This window comes from Methanomassiliicoccales archaeon, assembly GCA_038850735.1.
Classification (GTDB): domain Archaea; phylum Thermoplasmatota; class Thermoplasmata; order Methanomassiliicoccales; family JACIVX01; genus JACIVX01.
Genome location: JAWCLO010000001.1, coordinates 15,302 through 39,202, shown reverse-complemented (window position 1 = coordinate 39,202; position 23,901 = coordinate 15,302). Strand labels below are relative to the sequence as shown.

The window sequence follows — 23,901 nt, the reverse complement described above, 5'->3', positions numbered from 1 at the left end:
GGTGATACAAATGAGTTTTTCGAAGGGAAAAACGATTTCCGAGAAGATCCTTTCCTCGAAGTCGTCTTCTGATGTGTACGCTGGGGATTTTGTGGAAGCTGAGGTCGATTATGTCATGGTCAACGACGTTACAGGTCCGATAGCCTTCAGAGAATTCGAATCGCTGGGCCTCGAACCTTTGAGAGAGAAGATTGTACTGATACCCGATCACTTCGTCCCCAATAAAGACATCCCCTCAGCTGAGCAGGCCGCTGAGATGAAACGATTTGCCAAGAAATATCGAATACCGAATTATTATGAAGTGGGAAGGGGGGGAATCTGTCATCAGGTGATGATAGAAGAGGGTTTCGTTGCGCCGGGAAGGCTCATCGTTGGAGCGGACTCGCACACATGCACATATGGTGCGCTAGGGGCGTTTTCAACTGGCATTGGAAGCACAGAGGCTGCCGCGTGTTTTGCCGAGGGATGCTTGTGGTTTCGCGTTCCGAAATCCATGCAAATTAATTTGCAGGGCTCCTTCAGAAGATTTGTAACTGGAAAAGACCTCATTCTCTCGATAATCAGGGACATAGGAGTTGATGGCGCGAATTACATGGCAATGGAATTCTCTGGTGATGGAACGAAATCTCTTTCCATTTCGGACAGGCTGACGGTATCGAATATGTGTGTTGAAGCAGGTGCCAAGGCGGGGATTTTTCTTCCTGACGAAATGACGGTTGAATTCGTATCAAATAAAGCGAGAGGCGACTATTCACTAGTGATCTCTGACAACGATGCTTCGTATGAAGCAAGAATGACTTATGACCTGAGTTTAATTGATTGTGTTGTGGCCATTCCTCACTCACCTGGAAATGTCAGGCACGTGAGAGAAGTTGACGTTGAGATAGACCAAGCGTTCCTCGGCTCCTGTACAAACGGTAGAATAGAAGATCTCAGACAAGCTGCAGAAATTCTTTCTGGACGAAAGATTCACCCATCCGTAAGGATGATTATTGTTCCAGCGAGCATGAAGGTCTACAAGCAAGCTCTTCAGGAGGGACTGCTCAATATCTTTGCAGAGGCCGGTGCATTTGTGTCAGGACCTACCTGTGCTGCTTGCCTGGGTGGTCACATGGGCGTTCTTGCATCTGGAGAGAGATGTATTAGTTCTACAAATCGCAACTTTATCGGAAGAATGGGGCATAAGAACTCTGAAGTTTTCCTTGCTAATCCTGCAGTCGTCGCTGCTAGTGCTGTTACTGGAAGGATTACACATCCTGAAGATTTACTGTGAGGGATGAAATGTGGCAATAATCACTGGAAGAGTCTGGAAATTTGGAGATCATGTGGATACTGACCAGATTATTCCTGCGGAAAGGCTTACGAGTAATAATATCGACAGACTTGGATTATACATTTTTGAAAAGGTAAGACCAGATTTTGCATCGAAGGTTGAGCAAGGTGATATCGTCGTGGCAGGTAGAAATTTTGGTTGCGGGTCGAGCAGGGAACATGCACCGAGAGCTCTCAAGCAAGCAGGGATTTCATGTATAGTCGCCGAAAGCTTTGCACGAATTTTTTTCAGGAATGCTCTGAATATTGGATTGATTCCTGTTACATGTACGATAAATGCGGAAGAAGGCGATATTCTAACGATTGATCTCGAAAATGGTGTCATTGTAAATGCTACAACATCGCAAAAATACCTCTTTACAAAATTCCCAAAGTTCATCGAGGAGATTATAGAAGCTGGAGGCTTGATGCAGAGGGTAAGGAGGCGAAAAGGATGTTCAGAATTGCGGTGATAGCGGGAGATGGCATTGGACCAGAGGTGATCACTGAGGGTTTGAAGGTTCTGCGCATTTTGGAAGAATGTGACAATCTCAAATTTGACATGCGGGAATTAGACATCGGCGCGACTCGATATATTGAGAGCGGAAAAACCCTTACCCAGGATGATCTAGACGTCTTAAGCGAACAGGATGCGATATACTTTGGTGCAGTCGGCGATCCGCGTGTGAAACCAGGAATACTTGAGAGGGAGATAATCTTGGCGCTGCGGTTCTACTTTGATCAATTTGTAAATATAAGGCCTGTGAAATCATGGGTCCCCGGAGCTCGTCTCAAATCGTCAAAGCCTTTCGACATAGTATTTCTTCGGGAAAATACGGAAGACTTCTATCTTGGATCAGGGGGATTTATCTCTCCGCGATCTAATTCAGTCTCGCTTGCAATCGAGCGGAGTTTTTACAAATTAAGCCTAGAGATATCCTCGAGCTTATCTAATGACGAAGAGCTTGCATTCGAGCTAGGCTTACTGTCAAAGAGCGGTGTTACGAGATTTGCAGAATATGCTTTCTATATGGCAAAGAGACGAGGACAGACGAAAATCACCGTTGTTGACAAAGCAAACGTATGCACGAATATGTATGGACTTTGGCGAAGGGTTTTTTCTACTCTTGCTGAGGAGAGAGATATCGATATCGAATATGTTTATGTTGATGCGATGTGCCAGGCACTTGTCAAAAATCCTGATAAATTCAACATTGTAGCCACACCGAATATGTTTGGAGACATACTCACAGATCTGGGAGCGGAAATCCAAGGAAGCCTAGGATTGGCATGCAGCGGTAATATAAATCCCAATGGTGTTTCAATGTTTGAACCCGTCCACGGCAGTGCTCCTGATATCGCAGGACGTGGAATCGCAAATCCTATCGGTGCAATACTAGCAGCAAAGCTTATGCTCGAGTTCCTTGGCTCAGATAGACTTGCACGCAAGATTGAGAAGGCTGTGGAGGAAGTTATACTAAAAGGTATTGTAACACCAGATCTCGGCGGGTATGCAAAAACGAGCGAAGTCGGTGATGCAATTGTTGAAAGCCTTCTTAACATGTGACAAGGTTAAATAGAGCATTAGGACAGTTTATAAGAATTCCCAAGCGGCAAAGTTCGATTGCATTAGAAATCAACGCGTTTGCTCATTTCCATCGGCAAATATAATGGCCTGAACGGCATGCCTCTGGTCTCATTCTTTATTTTTTCGATGAGCTCATCTACATTCATTTCTACATTGGCATTCTTTACTCTGTCATAAACGTTTAAATTATCAGATGCAAGTTCTCTATCTCCTATCACTATCACATATGATACCCAGTCCTGCTTTGCCTCGCGCACTTTCTTGTTAACTGTTTCGACGCGGTCGTCAATGCCAACCCTAATTCTCTCGTCAGCAAGTCTCTTGGCGATTTCTTTCGCCCTATTGAGATGTCCTTCGTTGACCGTTAGGAGCCTCACTTGCTCTGGTGTTATCCAAACAGGAAGATATCCGATTGAGCCATCTTTTTCTTTCATAATTGCCGTGTCAAGGAGCATGTACAGGTATCTTTCAATCGTACCAATGATAGCCGTATGAAGAATGATTGGATATTGTCTTTTGCCATTCTCGTCGGTATACTCTATTGCAAAGCGCTTCGAGTTGCCGACATCTATCTGTACTGTCCCGATCTCTCTGGCCTTATTCATTGAATCTAGAATATGATACTCAATGTTGACCGTCCAGTAGTAGTTTATTCCCTCTGGATAAAAGTGGAGCAGAGCTGGCTTTCCATGCTTCTTAAGAAGTTCGAGCACAAGATCTTTGTTTGACTCGTATGCCTCCTGTGATGAAAAATTAATCAGCATCTCATAATCGCGGCCAATTTTTGAAGCTTCTTCATAAATTTTTGAATCAATAGCATTAAACCATGCTTTTGCTTCACCCAAGTCTCTGCAGATCACGTGCAAATCCGGCATATTCATTCTCCTAGTTCGAAAGCAAAGCATGGTCTCCCCCGACTGCTCAAGCCGGTAGGAATCGGCAACCTCAAATGCTCCGAATGGCAGATTCCGGTAACTAATGTTCCAGTTGCGCATCATTGCGAACTGCTGGTGGCACGCGGCGTATCTCATTACAAAGTCTTTCTTTTCGCCCCTGATGACATAGAGTCTATCCCCAAAAAGTTTGGCATGTTCTCTCACCGCAGGCTCGTCGAGACTGAACATATTCGTGCCTCTGATGGTGTAGATCGGGAGACCAAGCTCATTAACAACTTTCGCAGAATACTCGGCCACAAGATCAAACATGAGTGCTCCGATCGGATTAAATGCCATATGACCTACATCGCTCATGGTTTCCCATTGGATTCCGAACTTCTTGCATAGTCTGAGGTACTCAGGCTCACCAGCTTGCTTCGCCTCTTTTTTTAGTGCCTCCTTCTCAAGCATCTGCTTGAAACATGCCGATCCGCCGGTAAATTTCAAAATGTTCCACTCAACGCCATCTGGCGTGAGCACGATGAATCTCTCCTCACTTTTCGGCGCAGTCTTTTCCTCACCAGCAACGATGTGACGGGACAATTCTGATAAGGGATGTCCCTTGCAACTGATCTTAAAAGATTTATACCATCCAAAGGGCGCCCTGTAGGTTTCTAGACCTCTCTCTCTCAATATCTCTTGCAGTCTTCTCAGAGTACTAACGCCTGTCTCTGGATCAGACAGCTCTGAACTTAAATGGGCATATGGATACAGCAAAATTCGTTGTGCACCAACCCGTGCTGCGGTCTCTGATATATCATTAGCTGCCTGATTCGCAATCTCTTCAACTTTACCTTCATCTTGATTTTCAACAGCTATAAATGAGACGAGAACCTCTTCGAGACGCCTCCGCTTATCAATATCATTGACTTCTTCTGCTATTGCCGTTGGTTTTCTGGTCTCGTACTCCATATAGTCGGCGTGAATGTATAGAAGCCTCATCGAGGGGGCAGATAATGTCTGCCTCATATAAAAAGAATCCCGGAATTCTGGAAGATCTTTCGGAATTCAAAGCTAGATAAGGTTTATATGACGAAAATTAATTGCTCGATTGCATTCTCATGAAATCAGTTATCAGGATAAAAGATTTTGCAGCGGCTCTTAATATCGCGTTTATCGTTCTGATAGCAGTCCTTTTAGTTGGCGCAAGCAGCGTTGCCATTCTAGTTTATGAGGGCACAATGAGCGAGTCATCTCCAATAATTGTTAAAGCAAAATGGGGTGACAAGGTCAGAGTGGATTACATTGGAAGGTTTGCTGATGGTAGGGTTTTCGACACCTCTATTTGGGACGTTGCATCGAATGATGCCATGTATCCCAAATCACTATCCTTTACGCTCAGAAACCAGTCCACATATAAGCCATTAGAATTTAAAATTGGGAGCGGGCAGATGATTCCTGGTTTTGAACGGGGGATAATAGGGATGGCGATTAATGAAACGAGGGTGATTTCTGTTTCGCCCAGGCTAGGATATGGTGAGACTGACGTATCAAAGCTTGTGACAAAGGCTTTGGTAGAAGAACTGCCCGTTTTTGAGCAATATAATCTTTCTTCATTCATTGCAAAATTCTCCGAAACGCCGAGAACCGGACTTACTATTACACATCCATTTTGGGGGTGGGATGTGATCTGCCTGGAAGTCAACACCCAAACTGGCATGGTTCGGGTGATGAACAACCCCGTCGCGGGGGCTCATTATCTTGTTTACTATGATTCAAAATCTTCGACTCCAACTGGTTGGAATGTTCGAGTAGAACTCATAGACTCCTCCGCAAATGGAGGTACGGGCTTGATAAAAGTGCGAAACCTTCTAACAGAAGCGGACTCTGGGATGGTAAAGGGTATTGATATAAACGGAAACCAGTTCTATGTTGATAGAGTGGACGAAACCAGCGGTACTATGATACTGAATTACAACCCAGAAGTTGTTGGAAAGACACTCTACTTCACGGTAACGCTCTTGGCTGTTTTATAATAATGAGTTTTTTTGAGAAGACTGCTTGTTTATTGTATTGATTTATTAACGATATTTGTCAAGACAATTCATTTGAGCAAACCACTTCGCTCATGCACACAGGCGCCATAAATCCCTTCAACTTTTTCAGCAATAGTATCCCAAGAAAATCCTTCTGCTCTTTCTCTTGCTTTACGTCCTAATTCCTTTCTAAGATCATCTGACTCTATTAGAAGATTTATCGACCGCGCCAGCGCATCTGGATCCCTTGGCCTAACAATAATGCCACCATCTCCAATTACCTCAGGTAGCCCGCCTACCCTAGTGCCTATAACAGGTTTGCCATAGGACATGGCTTCGGCAGCAGCAATTCCGTAAGACTCGATGAGCGAAGGCATGACAAATAGCATGCATTTAGCTAAAAATTCGTTTTTGGATTCTTCGGAGATCCTACCAGTGAAGCTGATCTTTTTCTGAAGGTCATTACGAACAGCGATTGATCGCAACTGTTTGAGTTGAGGTCCTGATCCGCAAATAATCAATTTTCCGTCAACATCTCTCATTGCTTTAATGAGATAACGGAGTCCTTTAGTCCTCACTAGCCTCCCGATAAAAAGTATATAATCCTCTTCCTTGCCAATCTTCTCCTTAGAGGGGAGTTCGACACCGTTTGGTGCAACTGCTAGTAATTCGGGGGGGAATCCTCTTAAGAGAAGATCCTCAGCAACGAAGTTGCTCACGCAGATTATTCGATCAAAGGATGAGACATGTCTGGCAAATACCATATCGTTTATTATGCTTAGAGCCCTGATCGCTCCATCGCCCTCTCCGAAGGCATTATGCCAAGTGAATATCTTCTTCGCATCGATTGAAAGGACAGATTTCGTATAACCTGGAGCCCACCTATAATGAAAATCTATAATGTCAGGATCTAGCTGTTTCAATATTGCGCCAACTCCTCTTGTAAAGATCGCGGGCGGATTGTATATATTAACAAACTTGGAAGGGAGCCTAATGACTTGGTAGCCATCGATCTCTTCTACATTCTTGGTTCCAGGCAGTTGTCCGGTGACGACATAAACATCGTGTCTTCTTGCAAGTCTCTTCGATACATGATGTATTCGGTGTTCAATTCCACCAAGAAATGGATAATGAAATGGATTAACCATGACGATTCTCATTACTCGTTCCCAGCCTCCGACCTCTCATGTAGGATAGGGTGAAACTAATTGCAATGACAATGGCGACCATTGAAAGAGTAATTATCTGGGCCAAGCCGCTGGAAAAGAGCGCAAAGAAAACCCCGCTCGCAGCCAGGATAAGACCATATTTGCTGACTCCTCCAATCAACGTGTAAAATGCAGATTTTACGTACGACCATTTGCAAATCGCAACAAATGCTCCCATGAATGGCAATACGGGAGCGAGACGATTTAGCAAAATTATTCTCTCGTCCCCCATGATGAGACATTTTCTGTACTTGTTTGCGGCTTTTTCGATCCATTGCGGCACGGTCACTTTTCTTACGATTAAATAGAGCGTTGTCAGACCTAGAAATTCAGAGACCGCAATTGCCATAAGGATGGCAAGGCCAAACCACAACTCGGGTTTTGCCATAAATATGATGACCGTGAACAATTCAGGCAATGTTGGAAATAGAATTGCATCTACGTAAAAAAGGATGAAAATGCAACTCAGCATTCCAGTAAGACCGAGTGGGGAGAAAATTGAGTATATGGCCTGACCGAGATCAAACATTCGATGATGTAGTTTCCTACACTTACTTCTACTTTTCCAAAACTACTCATTCATTTCTTTGATCAATTCATCGTATAAGCGACAGAGCTTCCGAGCGCTATCCTTTGCAGAGAACTGGGTAGCTCTATTCCTTATCAATGCTCTATTTTCCTCTTTGCAATTGAGTGCATTTTCAATCGCATTAGCACAACTCACTGGATCCTCCTCGAAGAGACAGGATGGATTTTCCTTACCAATGATTTCAGCAACCGCTCTGTAATTGATACCAGCAACCGGTTTCCCGCAGGCCATTGCCTCGAGAATGACAAGACCTTGCGTCTCAAACTTCGACGCAGTAATAAAAGCATCACAAGCCGCATAGTGCAGGGGAATTTCATCATCTGGAACAAATCCTGTAAAGATTACTCTGTCTGCAATTCTCAAATCATCAGCCTGCTTCATATAGTAAGATCTTGCCGGTCCGTCACCTACGATCATGAGTACGACGTCATCGTACTTACTTGCCAAGATCGAGAATCCCCTGAGCACGAGATCGATATTCTTTTCCCATGAGATCCTTCCTAGGTGAAGTACGATCCTGTTTTTTTCGACACCATATTTTTTCCGAACGAAAAAGCCATCCAAAGTCGGATTGAACTTTGAGCAATCGATTCCCGTGGGAATGACTTCAACCCTCTTCATTGTCGGTGCTTTCTGTTTAAGTTCTTCAAGAATAGCGTGGCTCGGAACAACAACCGCATTAGCGCGTTCAAGGAGCTCCCGAAGGTATATCCAAGCAAGCCTGTTGATGACGTTCTCAGGTATAGGGATCTGCAGAAAATACCTCGCCGCATCTGTTACCATCGTATGAAACGAGATAACGACCGGTTTTTTCAAAGACCTAGCCGCAAACATGCTTCGCAAAGCCATGTAAAAAAGGCCATGCGAATGAATCAAATCCACGTCCAGTTCCCTTAAAATTCTGCATTTGTCTGATGGAAATGGAGCGATTCGGTAACTGGGATATTTTCTAAAGCTAATTGATTTGAAATAAAATACGCCGCTTTCTTTGTCTTTTTCATCTGCTGGTTCGGGTGCAAATATATAGACTTCGTGTCCCATTTCCTCAAGAGTTCTCTTTGTGGTCAATACGGAGGTAACGACTCCATCACGTGTGGGCAAATAGGTTTCCGTAAACATTGCTATTCTCACGATACCACCGTAGCTTCAGATCTCAGGGTCATACTGATTTTTTCAATGACATCAAAAGGATCTGTTCCGATGATACGGATCATTGGTTCTTTGCCATGACCACCGCGATCGTAAATTACGTCAGGTACAAATCCCGCTTTTCTAATTGCTTCTTCGGTCCCCCATTCCATAGTTTTTCTTCCATTTGGCTCTTTTCTTCTTTCAAATTCTGATATTGAGAGACCTCTCTCTTGAAAGCGCCTTAGAGTTTCTTCGCTGAATCGTATGTTGATTGCAGACCTCTTCGAAGGATCGAAACGCATCGCACTAAGCACAACTTGAGCCACGTGTCTTGAAGCACCAAAATCAACGCAGCCAACATGCAAAGGTTTGCCATCAACAGCTACAATTCGCCCCTCGAGCGCACACACCTCTTCGGGCTCTTTGGCAAACGGAAGAGCGTATGCGAAATTAATGCCTACTTCTGGAATCCATGAAACAGGAAGTATCGATTCGAGCTGCTTTATTGCAATCCTTAAGGCTTTTTCGACGGAGTATTTCTCCATTTCTTTTTCCGCAGTTGCCATCGCGTTTACAATTTTAGAGCCCTTTCCGACCGCATAACTCATCAGTATCGAATCCTCAATTCGTCTGCTGGCTTTGGATACGGATTCTGTTAGAGACATTCCCATTGCCAGATAACCGGCGATGAAAGAAGAAAGAATGCATCCTCCTCCATGGCCTCTGTGCTCACTGCGGGGATGCCTGTACTCGATAATTTCACCATCTGCATAAAATGTATCAACAATCTGTTCTCCATATTCTGAAGCAGTATGACCTCCCTTGAGGAGAACGGATTTCGCACCAATCTCAACGAATCTCTCGCAAACCTTAATTCGATCTTCTGATGTGCTTATTCTTATGCCAGTAATGGTTTCCGCTTCTGGTATATTTGGTGTTACTAACGAAGCGAGTGGAATCATTTCCTCGATGAGCGCTTGGATCAAATCTTCTGTGGAAAGAGGGTCTCCGACACCTGCAACAAGGACAGGATCCACGATGATTGGAAAGTCACAGTTTTTCATTCTGCTTGCTACGGCAGCCGCAATCTCCGCGCTATACAGCATTCCCGTTTTTGCAGCAGCAACTTTTGTATCCTCCATTATGGCATCTATCTGGTAAATGATCTCTTCCTTTGGTATGGGAAAGATTCTTCTTACAGATTGGGTATTCTGGGAAGTAATGGCGGTAATGACAGATGCGCAGTGAACACCGAGTGACGCGAGTGCCTTTATGTCCGCCTGGAGTCCTGCACCACCAATCGAATCTGAACCCGCGACGGCCAATACTACCTTTTTTCCTAAATCTTTCTCCATACCTTATCCCTCGCGATTTCCAGAATCCTACAAATTCATGCACTTATTTTATTCCTATCCTTCCGCTTGGCCGTATAAATTTTCAAAGTACATGAACATAAGCCTCTCGAATTCAACAGGTTTAAATAGAAACTTGACAATCGAACGGAGTAATGAAGGCGACCAGCGGTCATTTTATTTTCAAGAAAAATTTCTCATATAAGCAACTTGCAAAGGTCTTTCCAGAAATTCTAAGAACTTTTCTTGAAGAAACTGAGCAGATGCCTGAAGACGAAGATATCCTTCAGATGTTCATATATCTGAACCAAGTTGAATTAGAGAGGGATCGAAAACCAGAGGGCTACAATAGAAAAGGAAAAATGAAATTGATCTTTCCAATAGGCAGAAGCGAGTTTTATGTAAAAGGCACTTCGAAGGGCGGCGATGTCGTGAGGGTTGCAGAGAAATTGAGCAGATTGCTTACGAAAGCTGGGGTTGCTCATGACTTAGAGTGGGATGCTTCTTTGTTTATCGAAGAATGAAATATCTAAGGTTGGAGGTCTGTTCAATTGATGAAAAACGCACCGGACTTCTTTGCGAAGATTACGCATACCATGATTAGAAGCGCAATAGAGAATTATGGGAAATTAGAGGGCATGCGTCGTGCTTTTGAAACAGCAATACACTCGCAAGAAAAGAATAAGGAAATGATTGAAAAATTAAATGAGCGAATGGAAAGGGCAAGGGAAGTCCGGCAGCAGACATTTAGGGATCTTAGCATCGTGAAAAAAGCTGTTGAGCGCATGAGCGCAAACGGCATTAGAGTTCGAATCGCCCACTCCAAGCAAGAAGCTCTTGACATGATTCTGGATGAGATTGGAGGCGAGAAACTTGTGGTCAAATCCAAATCCAACGTTTCGAAGGAAATCGAGCTCACGGGTTTTCTTGAATCGAAAGGAATCGTATGCATCGAAACGGATGCAGGAGACCGCATAATTCAGGTAGCCAAGGAACGTACAGTACACCCAACTGGTCCAGCGGCACATCTCACGAGATACGATGTTGCACTAATACTAAGCAAGCATTTGAGACAGAAAATAGAGCCCACGCCTGAGAAACTCACAGAGGCAATAAGAAATGAAATCACGTGCTTCATTTCTCAAGCGTCGATTGGAATAACTGGTGCCAATTTCATTGCTGCGGAAGAAGGATCGATCATTCTCGTGCACAATGAAGGAAACATTACAGCGTGCGCTCGGCGCCCTAAGAAGCACATCATAATCAGCTCAATTGAAAAAATCGTGCCAAATCTCGATGAGGCTATGAATTTAGCGAAGATTCAGATTCTATATGGAACCGGCAGTCTGAACAGTTCGTTTATTGATGTCATCAGTGCTCCCAGTAGAACTGCAGACATCGAAAAGATTATGTTCTACGGGATGCACGGTCCGAAGGAGGTAGTGCTTATACTTCTTGACAATGGCAGAAGCCTTATTGAAAACAAAGAAGTGTTATATTGTATTAATTGTGGAAGCTGTCTATTGAAATGTCCAGTTTACGACATTCTTGGTCCAGATTTTGGCAGTCATGCGTATCTTGGCGGAAGAGGTGTATGCTTCGCCGCTGAGCTTGACGGGTATGAACACGCTATTGGCGGTGGCCTTACCTTCTGCACAGAATGCGGACTCTGCAAAGAGATGTGTCCTCTAAGAATCGATATTCCCAATTTGATAAGAGAGGCGAGGTATAAGGCGATTAAGCAGGGTTTCTTGCCGCTGCCCGCACAAGAAGAAATGATTAAGAATGTAGCAGCATCAGGGAATCCATGGAATGAACCCTCTGGAAGTCGTCCACAATGGGCTCATGGTCTAGATTTGCCAACAAGCGGTGAGATTCTTTTTTTTGCCGGTTGTTTCAATTCTCTTCGAGCCCCGGAAATCTCAAGAAGTTCGGTCGAAATTCTTCAATCGGTGGGTATTAATGTTGCATACATGGGTTCTAATGAAATGTGCTGCGGATCACCATTCTATAAGATTGGAGCGAAAGACATTTTCTTATCATTAGTGCAAAGGAACATTCAGAAAATAAAAGAGGCTGGCGTAAGAAAAATCATCACCCCATGTCCTGGTTGTTTTAATACTCTATCTATCTACTCACATTATGATTCATCATTCGACATTGAAATTGAGCACATCACTCAGACAATTGCATCACTTATTGATGATGGTCGAATTTCGTTCGATAGATCGCATCTTCAAGTCACCTACCACGATCCCTGCGACCTTGGTAGGCACAGAGGAATTTTTGAGCCCCCTCGATTGATCCTTGAGTCGATTCCTGGCCTAGTGTTAACTGAAATGGAATTTACAAAGGATAGAGCTATTTGCTGCGGTGCTGGTGCCGGAGTGAAAAAGAGTCATCCTGAACTAGCAACCTTCATTGCAGGGAAGCGCCTTGAGCAGGCGAAGAAGACTGGTGCTTCACATCTCGTCACTGCATGCTCATTCTGCGAAAGAAATTTCCAGGATGCAATTAGAATCACGGATTCCGGGATGCAGGTAGTCAACATCGTCAACTTGGCTAGGGCTTTGGCACAAGGATCATGAAAGAAGTCTCTGCCATATTTTTTTCAGCCTAGCTTTTTCGTAAGAAGTGAAATTTCTTTGTCTTTTCAACAATAGCGTGCATTCTGCGATTTGATTCTTGACGGCTTCTGGAGAGGTTCCTCCGTATGTCTTTCTCCTATCGATACATGCATCGATTGAAAGAAAAGAAGCCACATCATCGTCAATCTTATCGGAGAATCTCTTCATCTCTAAAATATCAAGTTCTTCGAGTTTCTTGTTATTTTCGATCGCGTATTTGACGATTTTTCCAACGAGCTCATGAGCCTCTCTAAAAGGAATACCTTTCAGCACGAGATAGTCTGCAAGATCTGTCGCATTCAAATACCCCTGCTCAGCACTCTTCCTCATTTTCCCGACATTGACATTTATGGACGACAGGGATTCAGCGAGCATGCGCAGGCAGGATTTCGTTGTATCGTACGCGTCAAAGAGAGCAGGCTTGTCTTCTTGGAGATCTCGGTTATAGGCGAGTGGCAAACTCTTTATCACGCCTAGAATGGTATTAAGATTCCCCATAACCCTTGCAGATCGAGCCCTAACTAACTCCGCTATATCGGGATTCTTTTTTTGGGGCATGATCGAGCTACCCGTTGAGTAAGCGTCCTCGAATTCAATAAATCCAAACTCAGGAGTGCTCCATATAATGAGCTCTTCGCATAGTGAACTAAGATGGATCATCGTCATACTACAGTTGAAAATGAAATCTGCCACAAAGTCCCGATCTGAAACTGCATCAATCGAATTTTTCGAAGGATATCTAAACCCAAGCAGTCGAGTTGTGAAGAATCTGTCAATCTCAAATGTTGTACCAGCCATCGCTGCTGCTCCAAGTGGAGAGACGTTTATTCGCTCGTAGCTCTTGGCAAATCGCATAAAATCTCTTTCAAACCTTGCAAAATGAGCAAGTAAATGATGGCCTAAGGTAATCGGTTGGGCATGCTGAAGGTGAGTAAAACCTGGCATTACTGTTTTTGTATGCTTTCTTGCCAATGCCAAAAGTGTCTTCTCAAGATCACAGATCAGTGTCATTAATTCAAGAGCTGCATCTCTTACGAACATCCTGAAATCGGTAACAACTTGGTCATTTCTACTTCTAGCGGTATGTACTTTTTTTCCCGTATCACCCAATTCTTTGACAATTTCAAATTCTATATAGGAATGGATGTCTTCAAAACTATGGTGGGGATTGAACTCACCCAAGTTTATCTTCTCAAGCATTCTTCTCAGGCAATCAACAATAGCTTTACATTCTTTATCGCTCAAGATGCCTTGTTTAGAGAGCATCTTTACATGTGCTATTGAACCAACTACATCGTACCATGCGAGACGTTTATCGAGATTCAAAGAGGAGGTGAATTCGAGGACTTGATCAAGCATTCCCTTATCGAATCTTCCCTGCCATAGCGTCTTGTTGCTCACCTGATTCCACCCGCTTTTTCCGAATCGCCGCAATAGTTTTCAATGGAAGTCCCCAAACATAAATAAATCCCTTCGAAGCGGTGTGATCAAATCGGTCTCCTTTATCATATGTTGACAATGCAACTTCATACATTGAGAACTCAGAGCTTCTTCCCACTGGTATTGCACTTCCTTTGTACAGTTTAACTCTGACTTTCCCAGTTACAAATTCTTGGGTCTTTTCAATAAATGCATCAAGCGCTTCTTTTAATGGGCTGAACCAAAGACCATCATAAATCAGTTCAGCATATTTTTGTTCAACAATTCTCTTGAAACTGAGCACATCCCTTGGCAGCACGAGTTTCTCCAAATCACGGTGAGCGTTTATTAGAACAGTAGCCGCAGGGCATTCATAAACCTCACGGGATTTGATCCCTACCAGTCGATCCTCTATGTGATCGATTCTTCCCACACCGTGCTTACCAGCCAATTCATTCAGTTTTCCTATGATTTTGACTGGCTCCATAAATTCATTGTTGAGGGATACTGGAATTCCTTTTTCAAATCCAATATCAATATATTCCGGATCATCTGGTGCATTCAAAGGAGAAGCCGTCCACTCAAACGCATCTTCTGGTGGTTCTTGGGTAGCATCTTCCAGTAGTCCGCATTCCACACTTCTGCCCCACAGGTTTTCGTCTGTACTGTATGGACTCTCTTTCTTCACCTTAATGGGTATCTTATGAATCTTTGCATATTCGATTTCGTCCTCCCTCGTCATTACCCATTCCCTCATAGGAGCAATGATTTCAATGTGGGGTGCAAGCGCTCCTATCGAGACGTCGAATCTCACCTGATCATTACCCTTGGCGGTGCAGCCATGCGCAATGTAGTTTGCATTTTCCTTATTTGCAACGTCAACGAGGATTTTTGCAATAAGTGGCCTGGCAATCGCAGTACTTAGGGGATATGTTCCTTGGTATAGAGCATTGGCTTTGAGTGCTGGAAAAATGTAGTTTTTGGCAAAATCCTCCTTTGCATCTACAGCATATGCATTTACTGCGCCTATCTGCTTCGCCCTTGCAATATCTTCATTAATATTACCGGGTTGTCCGACATCGACCGACACGGCGATTACTTCAAAACCGTATCTTTCCTTTAGCCATCTTATGGCTACCGATGTATCAAGACCGCCCGAATATGCCAAAACCACTCTTTTATTCTTTGAAATGCTGGATGCCATTGCTATCGAACCGTGTAGAACTTCCGGTTATTATAAAATATTGATGACTTATCGAAGACTAATTAAATATAAAGCAGTCCTTTTTTGGACATTTCAGGTTCAGAAGAACATCAGTCTAGTTGGGAACAGGCTTTTTTTCATTTTGTCTCAAATCAGTCATCAGTATTAATACTGATCTTATTTTAATCGAGTTCCGAGTTTAGAGGCACACGGGAATGATAAGGACTGCTATCATTGGCGGATCAGGATATACGGGTGGCGAATTAGCTCGTATACTATGCCGTCATCCAAAAATGACAGTTGTTTCAATGACCTCCCGGCAGCATGCGGGCGTAAAGGTCTCCAAAATGCATCCCTTCCTCGAAGGATTCCTCGATATGAGATTCGATGAGAAGCTCAACGAAGCAAAAGATTGTGATCTCGTATTCGTCGCAACTCCGTACGGCGCTTCAATGGATGTCATACCAGACCTGGTACAGAGGGGAATCAAGGTAGTTGATTTGAGTGGTGATTACCGCCTCGGAGACGCTGCTGTTTATCGCAAGTGGTATGGAATTGAGCACAAGGATCCAGACAACTTGATGAAAGCGGTGTATGGAATTCCAGAACTCTTCGGAGAGGAAATAGCAAAAGCTCAATTGGTCGCAAATCCTGGCTGCTATCCTACTTGTGCGGTCATTGCAGTTGCTCCTTTGGTTGCAAAGGGCTTGGTGTCGAAGAAAATCATTGTTGATGCGAAGAGTGGAACATCAGGTGCTGGTATGGAGCCAACAAAGATGACGCATCATCCAAATTGCGGGGCTAGCGTGATTCCATATAAAGTCGGGTCTCATAGACATACTCCTGAGATTGCTATGGCGCTTAGAAAAATAGGTAATGACGCTATTGATGTAGTGTTTACGCCGCATCTTATACCGATTGTTAGGGGTATCCTGTGTACATGCTATGTGTCTCTAAATTCTCAGTTTGGTCATGATGACATTTATTCGATATATCATGGGTTCTATGAAAGCTGTAAATTCGTAAGGATAAACAGCATCCCTTCTGTACCTTCAGTCGTCGGATCGAATTTTTGTGAGGTAGGATATGAGTTTGCCGGCAGTGACAACCTTGTAGTCATGGGCGCGCTTGACAATTTGGTGAAGGGTGGCGCAGGGCAGGCAATTCAGAATGCAAATATCATGTTTGGACTGGATGAGGCTTGTGGCCTTGATTTTCCTGGCCTGGGGGTGTGAGTATTGAATATCATTGAGGGAGGTATCACCTCACCCCTTGGTTGGTACGCAAGCGGCGTACATGCTGGTATCAAAAGAGAAAAACTCGATCTTGCGTTACTCTATTCTGAAAAGCCTGCGCGTGTCTCAATAGGGTACACGCAGAACAAAGTAAAAGCAGCACCTGTTGAAATTATGATGAAAAGAGATCCGGAATTTCTCCAAGCATTCGTGATCAATAGCGGAAACGCAAATGCACTCACGGGTTTAAAGGGGATTGAGGATGCAATTGCGATGGTGAAAACAACGGCACACGAATTCAATATCGATGAAGCTCTCGTGGGAGTGGCATCAACTGGAGTCATAGGTCGTTATATGCCTATTGACCGCGTTATTGAGGGTATAAGTATCGCTGCAAAGTCTATTGGAAGGGGAAAGAAATATGATGAACTAGCCTCAACTGCAATCATGACGACTGATCTTGTTAGAAAGGAGGTAGCGTGCCAAGTTCCTCTTGCTGATGGTAGGATTGTGACGATAGGTGGAATGGCTAAAGGTAGCGGGATGATATCTCCATCTATGAGAACACTGCATGCAACGACACTGAGTTTCATTACTACCGATGCACTGATAACTTCAAGGCCTGACAAACGCTGGCAGCGTATTCTCGACCGCACATTCAATATGATAAATGTCGACGGTGACCAGAGTACCAATGACATCTCAGTATTTATGGCAAACGGGTGTGTTGGGGGAGACCCAGTCGACGATGACGCCGGTTTCTGGGACGGCGTCGAGTTGGTAGCGAAAACCCTCTCGAAAAAAATAGCCGCTGACGGTGAAGGTGCTACGAAATTAATCGAGGTTGTCGTAACGGGTGCGCTTACAGAAGAAGACGCGAGGAGTGCGGCCAGATCGATAGTTTCATCAAATTTGGTGAAGGCAGCTGTATTTGGTGCCGATCCCAACTATGGCAGGATCATTGCGGCCGTGGGGAATTCGGCTAGCAAATTCGATCTTGATAAAATGCAACTCATGATATGTGCAAATGGAACAAGTGTGAAATTGTTCGATCGCGGAGAGCCAATGCAGTTATCTGGAAAATCTGTTGAGGCCGTAGCTAGAAAGGTACTTTCTAGCAAAGCAATAACAATCCAACTTGATCTTGGGATGGGTAATTGCACAGCCGATGCTTGGGGCTGTGATCTGAGCTATGACTATGTAAGGATAAATTCCGCGTATACGACCTAGGTGAGACTAGATGAAAAATATTGAATTTCCGAGGGAATTTGCCTTCCGTTTGGCAAAATTGAAACACAAGAAAATAGTCATCAAGTTTGGTGGAAGCGCCCTCAACGGAAACGGAGATATGGCAAGTTTCTGCGAAGATATTGCTCTTCTCGTTAGTCTCGGAATTAGACCTATCATCATACATGGCGGCGGACCGGAGATAAATGAAGAGTTGAAGAAATTGGGAAAGGAGGTCAAGAAAGTAGCTGGGCTCAGGATCACCGATGACGAAACTCTCGAGGTTGTCATGAGAGTTCTTAAAAATATCAATGAGAAGATCGTGCTCTCTCTCAAGAAAGCTGGAATCAAAGCAGTCGGAATGGAGGGCGCTGAAGGAAAAATGATTGTTTGCAGAAGGATGTCTCCCGTTCCAGTTAAAGATGAAAATGGCAATTCTTATCTTGTAGATCTAGGGAATGTTGGCGAGGTATCCTGCGTTGATCCCACTCCAATCAATCTCCTATGTGCAAGTGGCTTTGTGCCCGTGATATATCCAATTTGCACGGACGAAAATGGAAAACGCGTAAATGTCAATGCGGATACGGTCGCAGCTCACATTGCCAGAGCCCTTCGGTCAGAGGAGATCTTTCTTGTGACAGATGTTCCTGGCATTATGAAAGAAAATGGTAATGGTGCAACGGTTATTCCAAGAGTTTCTCTTAAAGAAATCGATCATTTGATCGCGAATGGTGTCGTAAAAGATGGAATGGTGCCCAAGCTCGAGGCATGTCGTATTGCTATAATGAACGGCGTGAAAACAGCTCATATGGTCTGTGGCAAGACGCCACATTCTATACTCAACGAGCTCTTGGGCATAAAGGATTGTGGCACAAAGGTTGTTCCATAATTTAATTGTGAGCTTAATATGGATCTTCGAACATTCAGAAGCTAGAAAAAAGAAGCGGAAGGAAATCTTATGAATATCAAAGAAGTCAAAGAATATAGTGCCCTCTATCTCTTTCCAAATTATGCAAGAGAAGAGGTCTGTTTCGAGAGAGGAAGTGGTGAGTATTTATATGACATTGATGGAAACGAGTACATCGATCTTGTAGCAGGAATTGCTGTCAATCTTCTGGGTCATTGTCATCCTTCTATTGTAAAAGTGGCTAAGGAGCAAGCCGATCGACTTATCCATGTCTCAAATCTCTATTATATACAGGAGCAGCTAGATCTAGCGATGAGTCTAGCGGAAATACTTCCAAAACCTCTTAGTTGTTCTCTATTTGTAAATAGTGGCGCAGAAGCAAATGAAGCAGCTTTAAAGCTAGCCGCAAAAAATACAGGTAGAAAGCGTTTCGTTTCAGCATACAATTCATTCCACGGCAGAACTATGGGAGCGCTTTCAGCAACTGGACAGCAAAAATATCACCAAGGATATGAGCCTCTCTTGTCACACGCTTTCGATTTCATCAGATACGGGAATATTGAAGATCTGAAGGAGAAAATCAATAATGAAACAGCTGCTGTGATTCTTGAGCCAATTCAAGGAGAAGGAGGAGTGATTGTTCCTTCGAAAGAATTTTTGAAAGCTGCTAGGGACTTATGTGATGAAACTGGAGCCTTACTGATACTAGATGAAGTCCAAACTGGATTCGGAAGAACAGGCAAGATGTTTGCATTCGAACATTTTGACATCGTTCCGGATATAGTCACATTTGCAAAGGGACTTGGAGGTGGTTTTCCTATAGGAGCGATCACAACATCTCAAGACCTCGCAAAAACGTTCCAACCAGGATCTCATGGGTCTACATTTGGTGGCAATCCATTTGTTTGTCGCGTTGCAGCTAAGGTCATAGAAATTATAAAAGAGGAACAACTGTGGAAGCGTGCGGAGAGCGTCGGAGATTCTTGGATCGTGGCACTGAGTTCGATCGCAAATGATTTCAATGTGGATGTAAGGGGAAAAGGGCTGATGATCGGTATTGATTTTGGCGAAACGGCAAAAGAGTTTCTCAGGTACTGTTTTGAAAGAAGGATTCTGGTAAATTTATGTGCTGGAAAAGTCATTCGTCTCGTCCCGCCACTTATCTTGTCAGACAACTCTGTCAGAAAATTCAATGAAGCCTTTTCTTCATTTATCCTAACTTATTCTAAGCAATCAATTAAATGAATGTGATCTCGTCGTATTGCGGTGACGACAAACAATGATTAATTTTTAATACCGTAATTCATAATCCTCCAATTCTTATGAAGAAAACCCCACATAAGGAAAGCATAGCAGAGAGGACGAGGGCATACATCGATTCGCACCCAAGCATTAAAGACTGCATTTCGAAAGATCTTGTGAATTTTTCCTCGCTGGCCAGGCTCATAATGAAGGAAGAGGGAATCAAAAATGAAGAAGCTGTTATGATTGCCTGCAGACGATATGCGCTTTCTTTGCACGACCATGATCACGAAAGAGAAGTACTATCAGTTATAAGGAACAGCAGAGTTGAAGTGAAAACAAAGATTTGCATAGTTACCGCCAAAAATGACTGGACAGTGCTTCAACGGTTGGATTCTGTGTTTCGTAAGCTCTTAAACGAGAAGGCAATAATGCAGGTAATTCAAGGAACGCACGCAATAACGATCATAGTTGATGAGAAGCTGAAGGGAGAGGTAGTGTCTGCAGTGGGAAAGGAGAATATCCTCAAAATTCGCCAGGATCTCGTAGAAATATCTGTGAAATCTCCTGAGGCGATTACAGAAACAAGTGGTGTTTTTGCATATCTTGTATCTAGCATTGCTGAGAGCGGTTTGAACATCGTTGAGACTGTTAGTTGTTACACAGATACGATATTTATCGTTGCCGAATCTGACATGATCCCTGCTTACTCTATATTAACAAAATGTATCGAAAAGGCAGAGCAGGTTATATCAGAGCAAGACGAGTGATATATTATGCTCTATCGAGGATATTGTTCGAAATTTGGAAAAATTCCCAGCAAATCATAAAATAACTTGTGCTCTCTAGGAGATAGCAGGGAAGGGTTATGAAAGAGGCCCCATCAATTGCAGTTAGCCCCCCTGGTCCAAAGGCTAAGAAGATTATCGAAGTCGACGAGAAGTATCTTGCAACTTCAACCAAGGCACTGCCTCTTGCGATTGAGTCCGCAAGCGGATCTACGGTCATTGATGCTGACGGAAATAGATTTCTCGATTTTACAAGCGGTGTCGCCGTATTAAATGTTGGTCATAGGCATCCTATTGTTATTGAAGCAATAAAAAGACAGTTGGATCGATTTATTCACTTTGCTGGTACTGATTTCTATTACGATGTACAATCAAATCTTGCAAAGAAACTCGCAGAGATTACACCAGGAGATTTTCAAAAGAAGGTTTTCTTCAGCAATAGTGGGACGGAATCTATCGAGGCGGCAATGAAAATCGTGAGATGGTCAACCAAGCGTCCCCAATTCGTCGCCTTCATCGGGGCTTTTCACGGGAGGACATTAGGGTCGTTATCACTTACCGCGAGCAAACCTGTACAGCGGGCAAGGTATTTCCCGACGGTTCCAGGTGTTATACATTTGCCCTATGCATATTGCTATCGATGCCCGTATCACCTCGAATACCCATCATGTGATATCTGGTGTGCACGCATTTTTGAAGAAGTCTACTTCGATTCTTTTGTCTGTCCAGATGAAATAGGAGCGATTTTTGTAGAGCCAATTCAGGGAGAAGGTGGTTACATTGTACCACCGCAAGAATTCATAAAGGAAATATACAAGATTACGAGAAAATACAGCATACTTCTTGTTGACGATGAGGTGCAAGCGGGAATAGGTAGAACCGGAAGAATGTGGGGCATCGATCATTTTGGAATTGTACCGGATATACTTTGTTGCGCAAAGGCCCTTGGATCAGGCGTGCCTATAGGTGCAACGATTTTTGATAGCAGATATGACTTTAAAATCAAGGGCTCTCATTCCAACACTTTTGGGGGCAACCCTCTGGCATGTGCATCCGCTTTGGCTACCCTTGAAGTGCTGGAAAAGGAAAATCTCATCGATAAAGCGAAGAAAAGTGGTGACTATTTGAGAAGGCGCCTTGAAGAAATGAAAGATTCTCATAACATCATCGGTGATGTGAGGGGTCTCGGACTCATGCAGGCGACGGAAATTGTTAAGGATAAAGAATCAAAAGAAAGGGCTGTGAAGGAGAGAGATAAGATCATAGAAGTGGCCTTCAATAAAGGGCTAATACTCTTGGGGTGTGGTAATTCCTCTATCAGATATATTCCGCCTCTTAATGTGACAATCGAGGAAATCGATGTGGCAATGGAAATTCTCGATGAGTCTGTGTCTGCTGTTGAGTCGATGAAATGATTGGCAAATCGGGCAAAAAACTATGTATCAGCGTACTGCGAATCCTGAATACCCGATTGTAAGATATTATATTACATGTTCTCTAATATTGTGGTAGATCAACAATATCAATTTACTTCATTGGATTTCTTGAAATCCTCGCTCAATGAGTGTTATTATGTGTGAGATTAAGATGCGTAACTCTTCGGAATGCGCTCCAGCAGCTCATTATAGTTCAATGGCAACTGTTTGCTCGAATTCTGCTCAAGAAGTCTGCAATCAGCAATTCTATTAACTCATAAAATGGAGCCACCAGGGAGATTTGAACTCCCGACCTGCTGATTACAAGTCAGCCGCTCTTCCAGCTGAGCTATGGTGGCATCGTCCCTCGTATTTCGGAACTAGCATTTATCATTTTTTCATGATCAAATATGTGTAGTCCCTCCGATTATTGCTATTCGGCGGTCAGTAGTTACGCACAACGCCCACTTTCTCATTATTATTTGTCGCATCAATCTGAGCAATTAATTACTGGTCTTTGTAGAGTATTTCAGCTTCCCTCACGAACGCTTCGCTTCCGTATTTTGACTCTCCTTTTGCGAATTTCGAAAGCATCTCTCTTACGATCATCCCTGGTGGCGGACACCCGGGAATAAACATACCTTTGCTTCGATTACGGTATTGGCATTTTCCCAGCAATACTAGTCTTTCGTTCGGTTGAGGATCTGCGGTTTTACCAAGAGCAATTACCAGACCGCCATTTTGCCTTATGATCTCAAGCTCACCAGACCGCTCCATGCGTTCAAGTGCTACACTCAACGCACCTGCACATCCACTGCATGGCTCGCCCCAAATTATATCAATGCCTTTGTAGAGTCCTTGTAGCGAATAGCGTGGTCTCTCAAACACAATATCAAGGTTCGAAAGATCCACGCCAGAAATTGCCACATGATATGTTTTCAGATCGATTCCCGCAGCCTCAGCGATCATCGCAAGGTGCCGTACCTCTCGAGGATCAATACCCATTGCCCTGCATGCGGTGATGTCAACATCGAATTGATTGCGACCCGCAATAACAATTCCCGCATTTGCAGGAGTTCCCGTAAGCGGGCCTTGGCCCTGCTGTCCAATAATTCCATCCATTATAACCAAATCTGAAGATATCACAGATGCAAGATCAACTAAGCTGCAATCAAGGCCCACGAAGTGAAACTTTCGTTTCCAATTATGTGGAATGGTTCCCTTAAGATTCTTTATTGCGAGCGTTACAAGGGTATTTATGTGAGTTTTCATCACAGGCATGTTTATGAGAAAATCACAATCTACGATTGTGCGAGCAACTTCAATCTCCTCGAATACTCTTGGGTTTGGAACCTTAAGGCTTACTGTTGCATCTTTGTTCAGGTCTACAATCCTTAGGTCAAGTTCCCTTGCAAGATCTAGATATCCCAGCTTGGCGAAACACTCCATAGTATCCTGACCAACCATCGATCCCTCGGCAAGTGCGATCTCATCTACACCTTTCCTTCTTAACCATGAAACTGTTTCTATGACTAGCTGTGGACATGTGGTGCTGCCCGATTTCCAACCCTCCTGCCAGCAGATGTTTGGTTTTATGACTGCTGAGGTGATTTCTTTGACTTCCTTTTCCAGTAGAAGAGGTTCAAGTAATTTGTTCATGATCTCTGGCAGTTTTTCTAAATCTCCTTCGCGGCAATATTGAATGGAAACTGGATATTTATTGGCGATCGCCATACAACGAACCTCT

At 43.7% G+C, this 23,901-nt stretch carries 20 protein-coding genes and 1 tRNA gene; 12 read left to right on the top strand and 9 right to left on the bottom strand.

Going from position 1 to position 23,901, the window contains the following annotated elements; translation table 11 throughout:
- The first annotated feature begins 10 nt into the window (after positions 1-10).
- The 3 genes from QW087_00170 to QW087_00160 are packed head-to-tail and all read left to right on the top strand — an operon-like array spanning position 11 to position 2,878.
- Positions 11-1,273: a 3-isopropylmalate dehydratase large subunit gene (locus QW087_00170; GenBank protein MEM2943150.1), complete on the top strand. Its 1,263-nt coding sequence runs from the start codon at positions 11-13 to the stop codon at positions 1,271-1,273.
- A 10-nt stretch (positions 1,274-1,283) separates the two neighbouring features.
- Positions 1,284-1,784, top strand: a complete 501-nt coding sequence (locus tag QW087_00165; GenBank protein MEM2943149.1) for a 3-isopropylmalate dehydratase small subunit — start codon at positions 1,284-1,286, stop codon at positions 1,782-1,784.
- A complete protein-coding gene (locus tag QW087_00160) occupies positions 1,766-2,878 on the top strand; it encodes an isocitrate/isopropylmalate dehydrogenase family protein (GenBank protein MEM2943148.1) in 1,113 nt (370 codons plus the stop codon). The genes QW087_00165 and QW087_00160 overlap by 19 nt, the downstream gene beginning before the upstream one ends.
- Positions 2,879-2,940: 62 nt before the next feature.
- Here the strand turns inward: QW087_00160 and QW087_00155 are convergent, their stop codons facing one another.
- Positions 2,941-4,776 carry a threonine--tRNA ligase gene (locus tag QW087_00155; GenBank protein ID MEM2943147.1) on the bottom strand — a complete coding sequence of 612 codons (1,836 nt, stop codon included), beginning with the start codon at positions 4,774-4,776 and terminating at the stop codon, positions 2,941-2,943.
- 119 nt (positions 4,777-4,895) lie between these two features.
- Between QW087_00155 and QW087_00150 the strand changes: the two genes are divergently transcribed.
- Positions 4,896-5,810, top strand: coding sequence for an FKBP-type peptidyl-prolyl cis-trans isomerase (locus QW087_00150; GenBank protein MEM2943146.1), 915 nt, complete (start codon positions 4,896-4,898; stop codon positions 5,808-5,810).
- 68 nt (positions 5,811-5,878) lie between these two features.
- Here the strand turns inward: QW087_00150 and QW087_00145 are convergent, their stop codons facing one another.
- From QW087_00145 to thiD, 4 genes are read right to left on the bottom strand one after another with little or no spacing between them, the layout of a single operon-like run.
- Positions 5,879-6,970, bottom strand: a complete 1,092-nt coding sequence (locus tag QW087_00145) for a glycosyltransferase family 4 protein (GenBank protein ID MEM2943145.1) — start codon at positions 6,968-6,970, stop codon at positions 5,879-5,881.
- Positions 6,951-7,547, bottom strand: coding sequence for a hypothetical protein (locus QW087_00140; protein ID MEM2943144.1), 597 nt, complete (start codon positions 7,545-7,547; stop codon positions 6,951-6,953). Before QW087_00140 ends, QW087_00145 begins: the two co-directional genes overlap by 20 nt.
- A gap of 42 nt (positions 7,548-7,589) precedes the next feature.
- Positions 7,590-8,738 (bottom strand): glycosyltransferase, encoded by a 1,149-nt coding sequence (locus QW087_00135; GenBank protein ID MEM2943143.1) that lies wholly within the window; start codon positions 8,736-8,738, stop codon positions 7,590-7,592.
- Positions 8,735-10,093 carry a bifunctional hydroxymethylpyrimidine kinase/phosphomethylpyrimidine kinase gene (thiD, locus tag QW087_00130; GenBank protein MEM2943142.1) on the bottom strand — a complete coding sequence of 453 codons (1,359 nt, stop codon included), beginning with the start codon at positions 10,091-10,093 and terminating at the stop codon, positions 8,735-8,737. Before thiD ends, QW087_00135 begins: the two co-directional genes overlap by 4 nt.
- Before the next feature lie 152 nt (positions 10,094-10,245).
- Between thiD and QW087_00125 the strand changes: the two genes are divergently transcribed.
- Together QW087_00125 and QW087_00120 are read left to right on the top strand one after the other, a co-directional pair.
- The gene (locus tag QW087_00125; protein MEM2943141.1) at positions 10,246-10,614 is read left to right on the top strand and encodes a hypothetical protein; all 369 of its coding nucleotides are present in this window, start codon (positions 10,246-10,248) and stop codon (positions 10,612-10,614) included.
- Between the two features lie 30 nt (positions 10,615-10,644).
- Positions 10,645-12,678 carry an LUD domain-containing protein gene (locus tag QW087_00120; GenBank protein ID MEM2943140.1) on the top strand — a complete coding sequence of 678 codons (2,034 nt, stop codon included), beginning with the start codon at positions 10,645-10,647 and terminating at the stop codon, positions 12,676-12,678.
- On the opposite strand, the gene argH is transcribed toward QW087_00120, so the two are convergent.
- Entirely contained in the window at positions 12,673-14,118 is a 1,446-nt protein-coding gene (gene argH, locus QW087_00115) for an argininosuccinate lyase (GenBank protein ID MEM2943139.1), read from the bottom strand. The two genes, QW087_00120 and argH, sit on opposite strands and share 6 nt — an antisense overlap.
- Entirely contained in the window at positions 14,081-15,340 is a 1,260-nt protein-coding gene (locus tag QW087_00110) for an argininosuccinate synthase (protein MEM2943138.1), read from the bottom strand. The genes argH and QW087_00110 overlap by 38 nt, the downstream gene beginning before the upstream one ends.
- A gap of 215 nt (positions 15,341-15,555) precedes the next feature.
- Between QW087_00110 and argC the strand changes: the two genes are divergently transcribed.
- The 6 genes from argC to QW087_00080 all read left to right on the top strand — a co-directional run bounded on the left by argC (position 15,556) and on the right by QW087_00080 (position 22,154).
- Positions 15,556-16,575 carry an N-acetyl-gamma-glutamyl-phosphate reductase gene (gene argC, locus QW087_00105; GenBank protein MEM2943137.1) on the top strand — a complete coding sequence of 340 codons (1,020 nt, stop codon included), beginning with the start codon at positions 15,556-15,558 and terminating at the stop codon, positions 16,573-16,575.
- Between the two features lie 3 nt (positions 16,576-16,578).
- Positions 16,579-17,805: a bifunctional ornithine acetyltransferase/N-acetylglutamate synthase gene (argJ, locus tag QW087_00100; GenBank protein MEM2943136.1), complete on the top strand. Its 1,227-nt coding sequence runs from the start codon at positions 16,579-16,581 to the stop codon at positions 17,803-17,805.
- 10 nt (positions 17,806-17,815) lie between these two features.
- Positions 17,816-18,691 carry an acetylglutamate kinase gene (gene argB, locus QW087_00095; protein MEM2943135.1) on the top strand — a complete coding sequence of 292 codons (876 nt, stop codon included), beginning with the start codon at positions 17,816-17,818 and terminating at the stop codon, positions 18,689-18,691.
- Between the two features lie 69 nt (positions 18,692-18,760).
- A complete protein-coding gene (locus tag QW087_00090) occupies positions 18,761-19,954 on the top strand; it encodes an aspartate aminotransferase family protein (protein MEM2943134.1) in 1,194 nt (397 codons plus the stop codon).
- Between the two features lie 77 nt (positions 19,955-20,031).
- Positions 20,032-20,721: an ACT domain-containing protein gene (locus tag QW087_00085; protein ID MEM2943133.1), complete on the top strand. Its 690-nt coding sequence runs from the start codon at positions 20,032-20,034 to the stop codon at positions 20,719-20,721.
- A 98-nt stretch (positions 20,722-20,819) separates the two neighbouring features.
- Positions 20,820-22,154: an acetyl ornithine aminotransferase family protein gene (locus tag QW087_00080; GenBank protein MEM2943132.1), complete on the top strand. Its 1,335-nt coding sequence runs from the start codon at positions 20,820-20,822 to the stop codon at positions 22,152-22,154.
- A gap of 283 nt (positions 22,155-22,437) precedes the next feature.
- Here QW087_00080 and QW087_00075 read toward each other — a convergent pair.
- Together QW087_00075 and QW087_00070 are read right to left on the bottom strand one after the other, a co-directional pair.
- Positions 22,438-22,513: transfer RNA gene (locus tag QW087_00075), tRNA-Thr, on the bottom strand.
- 148 nt (positions 22,514-22,661) lie between these two features.
- Positions 22,662-23,888 carry a DUF362 domain-containing protein gene (locus QW087_00070; protein ID MEM2943131.1) on the bottom strand — a complete coding sequence of 409 codons (1,227 nt, stop codon included), beginning with the start codon at positions 23,886-23,888 and terminating at the stop codon, positions 22,662-22,664.
- Positions 23,889-23,901 lie beyond the last annotated feature (13 nt).